Here is a 15,056-nt window from a genome sequence, read left to right on the forward strand (position 1 = left end):
TGATCATCCCGAACCAGAACCTGTTCCGGGTAGCCAGCGAGAAGACCACGTTCGCCGATGCCTTCGCCCTTGCCGATCAGGTGCTTTATTCGGGCGTGGCCTGCATCAGCGATCTCATCGTCAAGGAAGGCCTGATCAATCTCGATTTTGCCGACGTTCTCTCCGTCATGAAGGAGAAGGGCAAGGCCATGATGGGACGGGGCGAGGCGTCCGGCGAGAAGCGCGTGCTCGCCGCGGCGGTGGCCGCGATTTCCAATCCATTGATCGAGAACCCATCGATCAAGCGCGCCAGCGGCCTCATCATCTCGATCACCGGCGGCAAGGATCTCATGCTGTACGAAGTCGACGAAGCGGCCACCCGCATTCGCGACGAGGCCGATCCGGACGCCAACATCATCGTCGGCGCGTCCTTTGATGACAGCCTTGAAGGTATCGTCCGCGTCTCGGTGGTGGCGACCGGGATCGACAATCTCGACCCGGCGCAGCAGATGCCGGTGGAAACCTCACTCACGCAGCTCGCCGGCAAGCTGCGCAACGACAGCCGCCGCATCGCCGATCGCATCGAGCGCAGCGCTCCCCTCCCGCAATTGGAGAGCCCGCCGCTCCGGCCGGCGGCCCGCCCACAAGCGGGGCAACCGCCAAGGCCGAATCCGGAACATGCGCGCCAGGCGGCTCCCCGGCCGCTCGATCCTTACGGCCGCGCTTCTCCGCGCAATGCGATTGACGACGGCATTCTCGATATCCCGGCCTTCCTGCGCCGCACCGCCAGCTGAGCGGTTCGCGAGAAGCGCTTGCTTGGCGACCAGCGCGCCCAACAATAGGCCGTCATCCCGGGGCGCGACGTAGTCGCGAGCCCGGGATCCATCGGACCGCAGTGACTGTTGAGCAATGGATTCTCAGATGCGCAATTGCGCATCATAGCTCGCGCCAAGAGGCGCGCCCCGGATTGACGGAGCAAAGCAACAACTCCCCAATGCCGGACATGGGCCGCCGCTAGGCGACGCAGCAACAAAGCCGTCGTCCCGGCGAAGGCCGGGACCCATACCCACAGGGAGTAGTTTGGCGAAGACTCGTGGTTGGCAACTTCGCGTCATAACCGCTCCCTGGGGTTATGAGTCCCGGCCTTCGCCGGGACGACAGCGGAGTTTGCGGCAGGAGCAACGCTAAGACGAGGTTCTTAAGTCACGCAAGCAGCGCCGATCGTTCACGCTACCGTGCTGCGCGGGTTTTCCGCTGTTTCCTTTTTGTCCGGCTCCTTGTCGCGAGACAGCCAGGCTGTGAAACGAAGCAGGCGATCGTTGCCATCCTTTGGCGGTTCGATGGGAGCTTCATCGACCGAGATCGGCAGGTCCAGTGCAGCGTGGCCGACGCGCACCGCATCCGCGCGCTGATCCAGCCCGCGCAACAGGGGATCGAGCACGCTGTCGATTTCGGTCGCCACCGACACCAAAAAACTATTGAGCTCGCGCGCCTCGGGTACGACTGCCGCAGCCGACTCGATCGCCTTGCCGAGACCATCGACGACAGGTCCAAACGCGCCTGCGGCTTGTTTGACACGCGTTTTTATCGCCTCGATTTCGCTTAAGACGCGATCGCGTTCCCGCCTGCTTTTCTCCTCCGACAGGCGGGTTTCAAGTTCGGCGATCTGGGCCGTCAGGGTCGTGGCTTCGGATGCAAGTGCATCGCGCCGTCCGCGCACGCGATCGAGATCGCGGCTGAGATGGTCCACTAAGTCGTCCTTTCCGAACATTGGGTTACTCCGTAGGACAGCCGTTTTGGTCTGTAAGACGGCCTTGGCGCGAACCGCCAGCCTCGCCACCGACCGGATGGCCGGATCGGCCGAAACAGGCATCAACTTCGGTCGCGTCGCATGGGCCGACATGGTGAGCCCCCAATCGCCCACATTAGGCGACCGCATGGTTAACAAGCGGTTAATTTCAACAGCAGATGCTCGCTGTCATCCAATTCCGCTATACTCGCCCGGTAGCATGATCGGAGGGGACGCTTCGATGGAGCACGAGGCCAAGAACGAACCAAAAACCGAACCCGACAACAAACCCAAAACCGAACACACGACCGCACCCAGGAGCGAACCCAAGAACATCGTCATCTGCTGCGACGGCACGGGCAACGAGATCAGCGAGAACATCTCCAATGTGCTCAAGCTCTATCGTTGCCTGCGCAAGACCGACAAGACGCGGCCGCGGCAGCTGGTGTTCTATGATCCCGGCGTCGGCACGGTCACGGAGCCGTCGACGTGGAACCGCTGGAAGGCCGACATCAACCTGGTGCTGGGGCTCGCCACCGGCTATGGGCTCGATGACAACGTGCTCGCGGCCTACGGCTTCCTGGTCCAGCACTACGCGCCGGGCGACCAGATCTATCTGTTCGGCTTCTCGCGCGGCGCCTATACCGTCCGGGTGCTGGCGGGGCTGATCCACAAGGTCGGGCTGATCTCGCCGGAGCAGGCGAACCTCGCAGGCTCGGGCCTGATTGCCTACAAGCAATATTCCGGCACCGGGCGCGGCAATGACCTCTCCGCGCTCACCGATGCGGGCGCCGACGAGGACGGGCCGCTGCCGCAGGACCGCTTCGATCTCGCCGCGCAGTTCGCGCGTATCACCTCCTCGCGCTGGCCGACGATCCGCTTCATCGGCGTGTGGGACACGGTCGCGAGCGTAATTGTGCCGCGGCCGGACCGGCTGTACTGGCCGAGCCTGGAGGAGCTTGCGTTCACGCTGCAGAACCCGAGCGTGAAAATCTTTCGCCAGGCGATCGCGATCGACGAGCGGCGCTGCATGTTCCGTCTGAAGGAGTGGATCGAGCCGCAGCAGTTCTGGAGCAACCGCTTCGTCCCTGACGAGAAGAAGGAGCCGCAGGACATTCTGCAGGTGTACTTTGCCGGCGTGCATTGCGACGTCGGCGGCGGCTATGCCGAGACCGGGAGCGCGCTGTCGAAATATCCGCTCTTGTGGATGATCGACGAGGCGATCAAGGCCGGGCTGCACTTCAACCCGCGCACTGTGAACCAGCTCGCCTGGGGCATCCAGCGCAAGAACAGTCCGTTCACTTACGTCGCGCCCAGCGTGACGGGCGAGCTGCACAATTCGATGACGCCGGCCTGGCGCGTGCTGGAATACTTTCCGAAGAGCGCGAAGTACAAGGAATGGCCGGAGCGGCAGGTCTATTTCGGCTTCTACATCCCCGACTGCGAGCCGCGCCTGATCCCCGAAGGCGCGCATGTGCATGAGAGCGTGGTGAAGCGGATGGTTGACGTGCCCGAGTACAGGCCGGTGAATTTGCCGAAGGATTTTGTGACGGTGCCGATGCCGGTCGGGCCGGAGAAGCCGACGACGGTGGAGGCGGCGTGAGGGGGATAAGTGGCGATGTGAGGTGAGGCGGGAGCGCGCCACATCCTCAATCGTCGTCCTGGCGAACGCCAGGACCCATTACCCCAGGGAGGGGTTTGGCGAAGATTCTGAGTTCGGTACTACCACAATCCGCAATCGATAGACCTCGCGGTATGGGTCCTGGCGTTCGCCAGGACGACGGTGTGGAGAGCTCGCGCCACACGAACAGAACAGGGAGCGCGTGGCTAACGCCTTCTTAATCGCATCGAAGAATCGCTAAAATGCTTGCGCAACAGTTAGCGCGATGGTGCGACGCTCTGTGCCATTCTTTCCCGCAAGGACGCATTTCGCGTACGGAGGACAAGCGACATGCAGCATCCGCGTCGATTTACACGCGTCAAGCCGAGCGGGCTGGTGTCGAGGCAGGCCAAGATCATCACGGACCCGAAGGCGCCGGTGATCAACTGCACGCTGATCGACTATTCGCCGGGCGGCGCCTGCGTCGATCTCGGCGGCCAGGTAAAAGTCCCCGACCGCTTCGAGCTGCTCCACGTCAACACGCGCAAACGCTGCCGCGTCGCGTGGAAGCGCGGGACGCGGATCGGGGTGGTGTTTTAGGGGGACGATACACTCGCTGAGACGGAGAGCACGCGCCGCATCATCGGTGCGTTCGATCGCGGGAGCGCAAGCGCAGTACGCGGCGCGATAGCCCCACAAACGTACACGCTCAAGACTTGTCCTTCCGCCACCGCGCCTTCGCGCCCGCGACGATCTGCATGGCGACGCCGGCGATCCAGCCGAGAAAGACGAGCCAGGTCCAGACGATGTCCGGGTTCTCGCGCAGCACGATGACGGCGACGGAGACGAAGGCGGTCACGCTGGCGAAGAGGGTGCCGGCCGAGCTCAGGAATTCCGCGGCGTCGATCTGCTCATGCGCCTGGTCGAAGGGAAGCTGCGGGGTGTCGATGCCGAGATAGAAGCCGATCGTCCCCAGCACCATCATCAGCACCAGAAATCCCTGCGTGGTCAGCATCGGGATCGCCGACCCGACATAGGCGCCGACGAACAGGCCGCACGCCGCCCCCGCCAGCGCCAGTCCGCAGCGCTCCAGCACGTGGGCAGACTTCCGGACACCATAGCGCATGGCAGGCCTCGCGGGGGTTTGCGATGGCGAGGTTAGGCTAATTTCGGGAGTGGCGGAAGGTTAGTAGAGTCACGGAGGGGTGATGCGAGGGTGCGGGGAAGCGGCGTCGCAACTCATGCGCAGCGCATCGTGCACACACGCCCCCTCACCGCGCCCCGAACGTCGTCTTGCCGAACAGCGCCTTCTGCGTCGAGGGCTGCGAGCGCCAATATTGCGGCGGGGCGTCGACGACACCGCCGAGCTCGGCGGCGGCGTGCCAGCCCCAGCGCGGGTCGTAGAGCATGGCCCGCGCGAGCGCGACCATGTCGGCCTTGCCGGAGGCGACAATCTCCTCGGCGTGCTTGGCTTCCGTGATCAGGCCGACCGCGATCGTCGTCACGCCGGTCTCGCGCCTGATGGCCTCCGCGAACGGCACCTGGTAGCCGGGGCCGAGCGGAATCTTCTGCAGCGGCGACACGCCGCCGGAAGAGGCGTCGATCCAGTCGATACCGCGCTTCTTCAACTCTTTGACGAATTCGATGGTCTGCGGCAGGTCCCAGCCGCCTTCGACCCAGTCAGTCGAGGACACCCGCATGCCGACCGGCTTGTCATGCGGGAACGCCGCGCGCACGGCGTCGAATACCTCGAGCGGGAAGCGCATGCGGTTTTGCAAGCTCCCGCCATATTCGTCGGTGCGGTGGTTGGAGATCGGCGAGAGGAATTGAGCCATGAGATAGCCGTGCGCGCCGTGCAGCTCGATCGCATCGATGCCGAGCCGATCGGCGCGGCGCGCGCAATCGACGAAGGCGTCGCGGATGCGGATCATGCCGGCGCGGTCGAGCGCGGTTGGGGCCGCCTCGCCCTCCTTGTGCGGCACGGCGCTTGGCGCAACCGTCTGCCAGCCGCCTTGAGCCTCCGCCAGCTGCTGCCCGCCGTCCCATGGCCGCGCGGAAGAGCCCTTGCGGCCGGCATGCGCTAGCTGCATCGCGACGGCGGCGGTGGAATGTTTTCGCACCGAGGTGATGATCTGCTTCAGCGCGGCCTCGCAGGCATCGCTGTAGAGCCCGAGGCACCCCGGCGTGATGCGGCCGATCGCCTCGACATGCGTCGCCTCGATGCAGAACACGGACGCGCCCGACAGGGAGAGCGAATTGACGTGGGTGAAGTGCCAGTCGGTGGCGACGCCGTCCTCGGCCGAATACTGGCACATCGGCGACACCATGACGCGGTTCTTCAAGGACAGGCCGCGCAGCTCGATCGGTGAAAACAGGGCGCTCATGCGGGTTCCGGCGGATGGAGGGGCGATGGGCGGGAAGTGTAGTCGGCGGGAGGCGGAATGCTAGCCGCGCGGGAGGAATGGCGGCTAGCGGCGCGGCGCATTGCGCTCTCACATGGTCACAAGGCGGCGCCACACGCTCCGCCGTCGTCCCGGGGCGCGAAGCGAGCCCGGGACCCATACCCCCAGGGAGAAGTTGTGGCGTCGCGGGACTTCAACCGCGATCTCGCCTGGACAACACGACCCTGTGGTGATGGATTCCGGGCTCGCGTGTTGCGCGCCCCGGAATGACGGTGGGAGAAGGAATGCCTCCTTCACACGCGCCCTCACCCACAACACCTACTCCCAGAACGCGCCCGGCTCCGGCTTGCCGATGCGGAAGCGGCCGCCGCGGTCGATGTCGACGACGGCCTCCGCCGAGAACTCGATCGAATAGCGGCCGTCGTCCATCTTGCTCGACTTGCCGAACGCGCCGATCTTGTCGGCGAGCCCGGCATCCTGCATCACGAACAGCCGATGGTCCGAGAAGCGGCAGCGGCGCGGGCCCTGCCATTCGACGCCCGGCCTCGAGGCGCGCATGTCGCCGTCGGTCTTGCGGTCGATCTTGCGTCCCGTCATGTCGCGGAACAGGTCCGGCGCGGCGATGAGCTGCGCACGGCCGCCCTCGATCCTGTAGATGTTCAGCGTGAGGATGTGGCGCTCGCTGCGGAAGGAGACCGCGACGTAGTGCGAGTCCGGCGACCAGCCGGCGTGATAGGAATCGGGCGCGGTATCGAGATTGTTGTTCTCGCTGATGTCGTCCAGCACAGCCAGCCGACGGTGGCCGGGTTCGGCCATCAGGTAGACGCGGAATTTGTCGCGGCCGCCCTCGCCGCTTCCATGTGCCGCGATCGACAGCTTTCCGTTCGGCGCATGCCCGCCCGCGATGATGGCATACTCGCCCTTGGCATAGTCGTGCTCGGCCGTGGCATGCGCCGGCGACAGGGCCGCGAGGGTGAGGGCGAGAGCGACGATGGCGCGAGGGATGAGCATGCCGATATGTCGCGGCTCTCCGGCTGCGCGTTCAACACGCGCCGTCGTCCCGGGGCGCGCGAAGCGCGAGCCCGGGACGACAGCGGGGTTAAGGCTACTACTCCACCAGCGTGAATTGCAGCAGCAGCGTACGCTGGAGAAAGGAGAAATTGTCGTCCGAGACCAGCGTCAGCACGGTCTCGCCGTCGGCGCCGATATGGGCGTCGATGCCTTCCATGTTGTCGATCTCGTGGCCGAGATCGGCGGCGAAGAGCTCGGGACCATCGACCAGCGCGCCGGGCGCGATCGACTTCAAGGGGATCGCGCGGATGCGGATGTTAACGCCGGTGAACCAGGAGAATTTGCGCTCCAGGATCAGGAGTTCGCCCGAAGGCAGCAGCACCGCGTCGCTGATGTCGAAATTCTCGGTGCGGCGCACGCTGAACTGCCCGGGCGAGGGACCGCCGATCAGGAAGGCGATCAGGTTGCCGTCGCGGTCGAGCCCGCGCTCGGAAAACGCGATCAGCGTGCCGGCCAAGGGCTGCGCCTTTTGCAGGCCCTTGGGCACGAACACCAGCGCCTCGAGCCCCTTGTTGTACGGCAGCTTCTTCGCGGCGGGCGGCAACGGCAGCACCTCGCCGCGGGCGCGGGTAAAGCCTTTGGAGAAGTCGAAGCGCATCAGCGCGTTGACGCGCTCGAGCCCGACATAAACGAAGGAGCCGTCGAGCGCGATCGACTCGGTATCGTACCAGAGCCGCTTCTCGGTGATCGGCCGCCCTTCGGCGTTCAGCATCGGCGCGGCCTCGACGTCGTCGAGCCCGGCCATGTCGCGCCCGGCGTAGCGGATGGTCCCGCTGAACCACGCGCCCTGGTCGGAGATCGCGATGAAGCGCTCTCCTTTCTTGCGTTGTCCTTGGGCGTCGAGGAAGCGGATGCCGGAGAGGCCGCCGAAGCCGCGATAGGGCGAGGTCAGGACGAGACCGCTGCGATACTCCAGCGCGCCGAAGCGGGTGCGCGCGCGATCGCGCGGCTCGAACGAAGGAATTTGCCGCGCGTTCACCTCGATGGCGACCGGCTCGGTGACGGTGTGCTCGGCCTGCCTCGCCGATTTCGGCGGCTGGGTCGCGACCTCTGCGCGCGCATTTGCGGGGAGCGCGAGCGTCGCTGCTCCCGCCGCATGGCCGAGAAATTGGCGGCGGGAGAAACGCGCGGTCACGAATGCAGTTTGCGGCGCGGGCGGCTCGGGGCTTGCGCGGGCGCGGTGTGCGTCTCGCTGAAGAGCTCGGCGAGCTTCTCGGTGATGGCGCCGCCAAGCTCTTCGGCGTCCACGATCGTCACCGCGCGGCGGTAGTAGCGCGTAACGTCATGGCCGATGCCGATCGCGATCAGCTCCACCGGCGAGCGCGTCTCGATCTCCTCGATGATGTGCCGCAGGTGCCGCTCGAGATAGTTGCCGGCATTGACCGACAGCGTGGAATCGTCGACCGGCGCACCGTCCGAGATCATCATCAGGATCTTGCGCTGCTCGGTGCGGCCGAGCAGGCGCTTGTGCGCCCAGTCGAGCGCCTCGCCGTCGATGTTCTCCTTGAGCAGCCCCTCGCGCATCATCAGGCCGAGATTCTTCCGCGCACGGCGCCAGGGCGCGTCCGCCGACTTGTAGATGATGTGGCGGAGGTCGTTGAGGCGGCCGGGATTGGCCGGCTTGCCGGCGGCAAGCCACGCCTCACGCGATTGTCCGCCCTTCCAGGCGCGCGTGGTGAAGCCCAGAATCTCGACCTTGACGCCGCAACGCTCCAGCGTGCGCGCCAGGATATCGGCGCAAGTTGCCGCCACCGTAATGGGGCGTCCCCGCATCGAGCCGGAATTGTCGAGCAGCAGCGTCACCACGGTGTCGCGGAAGGTCGCCTCCTTCTCGCGCATGAAGGACAGCGGGTGATAGGGATCGGTCACCACGCGCGACAGCCGCGCTGGATCGAGAATGCCCTCTTCGAGATCGAACTCCCAGGCGCGGTTCTGCTGTGCCATCAGCCGCCGCTGCAAGCGGTTGGCGAGGCGCGCGACGATGCCCTGCAGATGCGCGAGCTGCTTGTCGAGGTAGGAGCGCAAGCGCTCCAATTCGTCATGGTCGCAGAGATCTTCGGCGGCGATCACCTCGTCGAACTTCGGCGCAAAGGCGTGATATTCCGGCCCGCGCGGCTCGTTGGCCCCGCGCGAATTCGGCCGCGTCGCCTCACCCGGCGTCTCGTCGTCGCCCAGCTCGCCGTCGTCGAAGGTGTCCGAGGTCGAGGCCTGCGCGCTTTCCATCGCGCTCTCGCTCATCTCCTCGGTCGTCGCCTGCGCCTGGTCGGCGCTCATCTCCTGCGCGGCGTCGGAATCGGGCGAGCCCTCCGCGCCGGCCTGATCGTTGTCGCCGTCGCGGTTGTCGTCCTGATTGTCGTCCTCGTCGGAATCGGCGTTGCGCTCGTCACCCAGCTCGAGCGCCGACAACAGGTCATGGATGGCGTCGCCGAATTTGGTCTGGTTCTCGACCAGGCTGTCGAGCCGGTCGAGCCGTCTGCCGATCTTGTCCTCCAGCGTCGGCCGCCAGAGATCGACCATCTTCTTGGCCGCCGCCGGCGGCGCCATTCCGGTCAGGCGTTCACGCACCAGCATGGCGAGCGCATCCGCCAGCGGCGCATCGGCGCGGTCGGTGATCTCGTCGAACTTGCCGCGATGGAAATGGTCATCGAGCATCGCGGTGAGGTTCTTGGCAACGCCCGCCATGCGGCGCGCGCCGATCGCCTCGACCCGCGCCTGCTCCACCGCCTCGAACACGCCGCGTGCCTGCGGATTGCCCGGCATCAGCTTGCGATGCAGTTTCGGATCGTGACAGGCGAGCTTGAGCGCGATCGAGTCGGCATGGCCGCGCACGATCGCCGCATCGCGCTTCGTCATTTTCCGCGCCGGCTCGGGCAGCCGCGCCTTGCCCGGCGCAAGGCCGGGGCGCTCGGCGGCGAAGCTGATTTCGAGCTCGGGCGTCTTGGCGATCGCCTTCAGGCACGACGCCACCGAGCGCTTGAACGGCTCGGTCGGCGCTTCCTTGGTGTTGCGGAATTTGGAGTTGGATGTGCTGCTCATAGCGACTTCGTAAACCAATGGCGCGTCACGCCGCCAGGATAGCCGTCAATGGCGCCGAATTCTTCGTAGCCGCTAGCGCGGTAGAAGCCCGGCGCCTGGAAACTCATCGTGTCGAGATAAGACCGGGTCGCCCCGATCTTTCTCGCCTCGTCCTCGATCGCCGCGATCAGCTTGGTGCCGTGGTCCTTGCCGCGGAATTTCTGCTCGATCCAGAAGAACTGGATGAACAGAACCTGCGTCCAGACCTCACCGACGATGCCGCCGACGATCTTGCCGCGCTCTTTCAGGGAAATCGCGAGGCGCTTGTACTTCTGCTTTCCCATCCGCTCATTGTTGTAGCCAATGAGCCCGGCGAGCACCGCTTTCTTGGTCGTCCCAATGCTGCGCTCGGCGGTGACGGTTGGCATGGGACTAGCTAAGCGCCACGTTGACCGCCGATTCCGGCAGCTCCGCGTTGAAGCAGCGCTGATAGAACTCGGCGACCAGGGGACGCTCGAGCTCGTCGCACTTGTTGAGGAAGGTGACGCGGAAGGCGAAGCCGATATCGCCGAAGATGTCGGCGTTCTCGGCCCAGGTGATCACCGTGCGCGGGCTCATCACCGTCGACAGATCGCCATTGGCGAAGGCGTTGCGGGTGAGATCGGCAAGGCGAACCATCTTGTTGACGATGTCGCGGCCTTCCTGGGTGCGATAGTGCTTGGCCTTCGCCAGCACGATCTCCACTTCCTCGTCATGCCCGAGATAGTTGAGCGTGGTGACGATCGACCAGCGGTCCATCTGGCCCTGGTTGATCTGCTGGGTGCCGTGATAGAGGCCCGAGGTGTCGCCGAGGCCGACGGTGTTGGCGGTCGAAAACAGCCGGAACGCCGGATGCGGCTTGATCACCTTGTTCTGGTCGAGCAGCGTCAGGCGGCCGGAGACTTCCAGCACGCGCTGGATCACGAACATCACGTCCGGGCGGCCGGCGTCGTATTCGTCGAACACCAGCGCGACGTTGTGCTGGAGCGCCCAGGGCAGAATGCCGTCGCGGAATTCGGTGACCTGCTTGCCGTCCTTGACCACGATCGAGTCTTTGCCGACGAGGTCGATACGGCTGATGTGGCTGTCGAGGTTGACGCGCACGCAGGGCCAGTTGAGGCGCGCGGCGACCTGCTCGATATGGGTGGATTTGCCGGTGCCGTGATAGCCCGTCACCATGACGCGGCGGTTCTTGGCGAAACCTGCGAGGATCGCGAGCGTGGTGGCGCGGTCGAAACGGTAATCGGCATCGACTTCGGGCACGTGAGGATCGACTTCGGAATAGGCCGGCACTTCGAGATCGCTGTCGATCCCGAAGACCTGGCGGACCGACACCTTCATGTCGGGCAAACCGTTGACTTCCTCAACTTTGGACAGGGCGGCGGTCGTCATTCATCCTCCGAGGCCCCGGGCGGTCCCGAGACCAGTTATTTGCACTTTGGCGGCGGCTGGGTGCAGTTGCGAACCTATCAGAGACCACGAGCCGGCAGAAGCCCGCGCCCCAATCAAAGTTCCGTTGTCATTTCATTTAGATAGGCAAGGAACGCGATTTTTGGAAGGCTGCCCTGCGAATCACGCCGAAATTCCATGGCCTTCAAGCGTTCGCCGCCCGCTTTGGTACTTTGGCGGCTGCGCCCTACTTGTGTAAGGTCTGAACCCAAATGCTCCTGCCCGATACAGAGACGACGTGACGTCCTTCCTCGATCCCTTCATAGACTTCGTCTCGGCCCATGCTGGGCTGGCCTACCTGACTCTCTTCCTCGCGGCGCTGCTGGAGGCTGTTCCGGTGGTGGGTTCGGTCGTTCCCGGCTCGACCATCATCCTGGCGCTGAGCGCCCTGATCCCGGGCGGCGAACTGAAACTACAATGGGTGCTGCTGGCCGCCGCCCTCGGCGCCATTCTGGGTGACGGCTCGGCCTACTGGATCGGACACAAGCAGCAGCGCGAGATCCTCAATAGCTGGCCTCTGACCAACTATCCCCGCGTGATCGAGGAGAGCGAGACCTTCTTCCGCCGGTTCGGCACCTGGGCGGTGTTCTTCGCCCGCTTTGTCCCACCAATCCGGGCTTTCGTACCGGTCACCGCCGGTGCGGTCGGCATGGCGCCGGCGCGCTTCTATGCGGTCAATATCCCTGCAATCCTGGTCTGGGCGCCGGCGCACGTGCTGCCGGGCGACCTCGCGATTTCGGCCTGGCACAGCTATTCCGGCCTGCCGCACCACGGGCATCCCGCCAAGCACATCTGGATGCTCACTGTCGTCGGCGTCGCGATCGTTGTGGGCCTCGTGATCTGGAGCATCCGCCGGAGGCACGGCAGCAGGGTCGTGCCGGCAAAGCCGGAGGGTTAGAGGGCCGCCACACCACAGGTGTCGTCCTGGCGAAAGCCAGGACCCATTACCCCAGGGAGTGGTTCGGCGAAGATTCGTCGTCCGGTACTGCTAGCGTCCCTAATCGATAGATTCCGCGGTATGGGTCCTGGCTTTCGCCAGGACGACGATGGAGAGCTCGGGGGTGGCAGAGCGATCTGGGGCGAGGAGCGATCTCAGCCCTTCGTATCGACTGTCCCCGCCCGCCGCCCAGGGGCTGGCCCAACATAGCGCGCCCGCGGGCGGATCAGCCTTCCGTGCTGCAATTGTTCGCTCGCATGCGCGATCCAGCCGACGCTGCGCGCCATTGCGAACAGCGCGAGCTCGCTGCCGGCCGGCAGGCGCAGGGCGTGCACCAGCACGGCGAGCGCGTAGTCGATATTGACGAACTCGCCGGTCGCCTCCGCAATCCGCTCCGGCACCTCGCGGGTGAATTTGCGCGGCGCGCCGGCCCGCGCCAACGCATTGAGCAGCGACTGTGCGCGCGGATCGCCGCGCTTGTAGACGCCGTGGCCGAAGCCGGCAAAATGCTCGCCGAGCGCGACGCGCTCACGCACCATCGGCTCGACATCGCGATCCACCAGCGTCTTCACGAGCTGCGAGGCCAGCACGCCGGCGCCGCCATGTTTCGGGCCTTTCAGCGCGGCGAGACCAGCAATGACGGCATCGTAGAGATTGAGCCCGGTAGAAGCCGCGCAGCGTGCGGTGAAGGTCGACGCATTCAGTTCGTGTTCTGCCAGCAGTACCAGCGCGCGGCGGACGAGATCAGCCGCATGCTTGTTGTCGGGTGCCCAGGCGCTGGCGATCTGCTGATGTAGCGGCGCGGACGAGGGCTCGGCATTGAGCATGGTTGCGACCAGCAGCCGGACGATGCGCGCTCCGACCATCGCGCGGCCATCGGGCGCGCGGGTAAAGGCGCGGGGATCGGCGCTCGCGGCAAGCGCCAGCACCGCGATGGCGCGGTCGATTGGTGCTGCTCGGCGCGCGGCCTCCGCGATCGCGCGCATCTCGTCCGAGACCTGGGGGCAATTGTCCGATGCAAAGGGATCGACGCCGGAGACGTCCCAGAGCAACGTCGCGGCATGCTCCAGCGTGTCCCGCTCAGCGAGGTCGACGCAGTTCACGCCGCGATAGATCGCGCCCTCCTCGGTGATGGTCGAGATCTCCGTGTCCATCACCGGCAGGTCGGCGTCGAAGCTGCGCAGGCCCCGCGGCTCCGGCGACGGGACGCGACGCTCTTTCAGGCTGCGGACGTCCTCGGCGCGGTAGCGGTTCTTGCGCGAATCCGCCGTCGGCTCGGAGCGGATCAGGCCGCGGCTGACATAGGCGTAAAGAGTCGCCGGCGAGATCGCGAGTTCCGCGGCGGCCTCTCGGGCCGAGAGGTACAGCTCCTCGGAATTTTTCATATTGATTTATGTAATCAAGATTGATCAATCTGTCGAGAGGCCTGACCTTTCTCATCGTGAAAGGAGACAGGCCATGAACATCCACCTCACCAAAAGCCAGATTGGGCTGGACGGGGTTCCCGCCGCCGAGACCGTGCTGAGCCATGTCGACGGCGAGCGCGGCGAGCTCATCATTGCCGGCGAGCATGTCGGCACCCTCGCCCGCCAGTCGAGTTTCGAGGGCGTCACCGCCCGGCTCTGGAACGGCGCATCTAGAGGCACGCTCAGCGAAGCCAATGTGCGCGCGAGCCTCGGGCTTGCACGCGAACGCGCCTTTGCGCGGCTGCCGGATCTTTTGCCGGCAACGCGCGGTATGGGCATCATCGACGGGTTTCGCGCGGCGGTCGCAGGACTTCGCGCCGAGAACGGGCTCGAGCACGAGGCGACCATCGTCGGCGCGTTTCCGGTGATTGCCGGCGCGCTGGTGCGACAGGCGAAGGGATTTGATCCGGTCGCGCCCGATCCGAATGCGAGCCATGCCGCCGATACGCTGAAGATGCTGCGTGGCGCTATGCCCGAGCCGCGCGAGGTCGCGGCGCTGGACGCCTATCTCGTCACGGTCTGCGATCACGGCATGAACGCCTCGACCTTCGCCACGCGCGTGGTGGCCTCGACGCAGGCCGATCTGTTCGCCGCCGTCACCGCCGGCTACTGCGCACTGACGGGACCGCTGCACGGCGGCGCGCCGGAGCCGGTGCTGGAAATGCTGGATGCAATCGGTTCGCGCGAACGGATTAGGCCGTGGGTCGATGCGGCGCTGGCGCGCGGCGAACGGCTGATGGGTTTTGGCCATCGCGTCTATCGCGTGCGCGATCCGCGCGCCGACGTGCTGAAGGCCGCAATCGAGCGGCTTTCCGCCGACGGCGCCGACCTGCCGTTTGCCGGCGAGGTCGAGGCCTATATCCGCGCCGCGCTGCGCAAGAAGAATCCGGATCGGCCGCTGGAGACCAATGTCGAGTTCTTCACCGCGATCCTGCTCGATGCCCTCGCCATCCCGCGCCGGGCCTTCACGCCGATCTTCGCGGTAGCGCGCTCTGCAGGCTGGACCGCGCATGCACTCGAGCATCGGCGGACAGGACGGCTGATCCGGCCGAGTTCGTCGTATGTGGGAGCGATGCCGAAGGATTGAGCGGCGTCTAGCCCGGATGGAGCGTGCTGTCCCCTCTCCCCTTGCGGGAGAGGGTGGCTCGCCGCGCAGCGGCGAGACGGGTGAGGGGTTCTCTCGGCGGACGAATCTCTTGCAGTGAACTCGCGGACCCAACCCCTCATCCGGCGCTTCGCGCCACCTTCTCCCACAAGGGGCCTGTTGCGTTACTGGCTTTTGAGGCCAAGACAGGTCAGGGAAGAAGCT

The 15,056-nt window shown here is 65.5% G+C and carries 13 protein-coding genes and 1 pseudogene; 5 read left to right on the forward strand and 9 right to left on the reverse strand.

All coding sequences use genetic code 11. The features are described 5' to 3' along the window. A pseudogene (locus Q2941_RS35055) lies at positions 1-773 on the forward strand (cell division protein FtsZ); the annotation flags it as partial. A 431-nt stretch (positions 774-1,204) separates the two neighbouring features. Here Q2941_RS35055 and Q2941_RS35060 read toward each other — a convergent pair. Continuing rightward, positions 1,205-1,750, reverse strand: coding sequence for a hypothetical protein (locus Q2941_RS35060; RefSeq protein WP_254109885.1), 546 nt, complete (start codon positions 1,748-1,750; stop codon positions 1,205-1,207). 259 nt (positions 1,751-2,009) lie between these two features. Here Q2941_RS35060 and Q2941_RS35065 point away from each other — a divergent pair, with 259 nt between their 5' ends. Beyond that, entirely contained in the window at positions 2,010-3,371 is a 1,362-nt protein-coding gene (locus Q2941_RS35065) for a DUF2235 domain-containing protein (protein WP_458195313.1), read from the forward strand. Between the two features lie 348 nt (positions 3,372-3,719). Continuing rightward, a complete protein-coding gene (locus Q2941_RS35070; protein ID WP_027524090.1) occupies positions 3,720-3,968 on the forward strand; it encodes a PilZ domain-containing protein in 249 nt (82 codons plus the stop codon). A 109-nt stretch (positions 3,969-4,077) separates the two neighbouring features. Here Q2941_RS35070 and Q2941_RS35075 read toward each other — a convergent pair whose 3' ends face one another. The 7 genes from Q2941_RS35075 to cobS all read right to left on the reverse strand — a co-directional run bounded on the left by Q2941_RS35075 (position 4,078) and on the right by cobS (position 11,287). Next, positions 4,078-4,494, reverse strand: a complete 417-nt coding sequence (locus tag Q2941_RS35075) for a hypothetical protein (RefSeq protein ID WP_027524089.1) — start codon at positions 4,492-4,494, stop codon at positions 4,078-4,080. A 145-nt stretch (positions 4,495-4,639) separates the two neighbouring features. Continuing rightward, entirely contained in the window at positions 4,640-5,752 is a 1,113-nt protein-coding gene (locus Q2941_RS35080) for an NADH:flavin oxidoreductase/NADH oxidase (RefSeq protein WP_458195314.1), read from the reverse strand. Between the two features lie 336 nt (positions 5,753-6,088). Beyond that, positions 6,089-6,781, reverse strand: coding sequence for a hypothetical protein (locus tag Q2941_RS35085; RefSeq protein ID WP_458195315.1), 693 nt, complete (start codon positions 6,779-6,781; stop codon positions 6,089-6,091). 97 nt (positions 6,782-6,878) lie between these two features. Continuing rightward, positions 6,879-7,976, reverse strand: a complete 1,098-nt coding sequence (locus tag Q2941_RS35090) for an esterase-like activity of phytase family protein (RefSeq protein ID WP_458195316.1) — start codon at positions 7,974-7,976, stop codon at positions 6,879-6,881. Continuing rightward, on the reverse strand, positions 7,973-9,877 hold the full coding sequence (gene cobT / locus Q2941_RS35095) for a cobaltochelatase subunit CobT (protein ID WP_458195317.1): 1,905 nt from the start codon (positions 9,875-9,877) through the stop codon (positions 7,973-7,975). The genes Q2941_RS35090 and cobT overlap by 4 nt, the downstream gene beginning before the upstream one ends. Continuing rightward, on the reverse strand, positions 9,874-10,284 hold the full coding sequence (locus tag Q2941_RS35100; protein ID WP_458195318.1) for a GNAT family N-acetyltransferase: 411 nt from the start codon (positions 10,282-10,284) through the stop codon (positions 9,874-9,876). Before Q2941_RS35100 ends, cobT begins: the two co-directional genes overlap by 4 nt. Before the next feature lie 4 nt (positions 10,285-10,288). Next, on the reverse strand, positions 10,289-11,287 hold the full coding sequence (gene cobS, locus Q2941_RS35105) for a cobaltochelatase subunit CobS (RefSeq protein ID WP_027524083.1): 999 nt from the start codon (positions 11,285-11,287) through the stop codon (positions 10,289-10,291). A gap of 295 nt (positions 11,288-11,582) precedes the next feature. On the opposite strand from cobS, the gene Q2941_RS35110 reads away from it, so the two are divergent. Further along, a complete protein-coding gene (locus Q2941_RS35110) occupies positions 11,583-12,242 on the forward strand; it encodes a DedA family protein (RefSeq protein WP_254109881.1) in 660 nt (219 codons plus the stop codon). 194 nt (positions 12,243-12,436) lie between these two features. Here Q2941_RS35110 and Q2941_RS35115 read toward each other — a convergent pair whose 3' ends face one another. Then, positions 12,437-13,666, reverse strand: coding sequence for a citrate synthase family protein (locus Q2941_RS35115; RefSeq protein ID WP_458195319.1), 1,230 nt, complete (start codon positions 13,664-13,666; stop codon positions 12,437-12,439). Positions 13,667-13,739: 73 nt separating this feature from the next. On the opposite strand from Q2941_RS35115, the gene Q2941_RS35120 reads away from it, so the two are divergent. After that, a complete protein-coding gene (locus tag Q2941_RS35120; RefSeq protein ID WP_458195320.1) occupies positions 13,740-14,834 on the forward strand; it encodes a citrate synthase/methylcitrate synthase in 1,095 nt (364 codons plus the stop codon). Positions 14,835-15,056 lie beyond the last annotated feature (222 nt).

Source organism: Bradyrhizobium sp. UFLA05-153, from assembly GCF_054185185.1.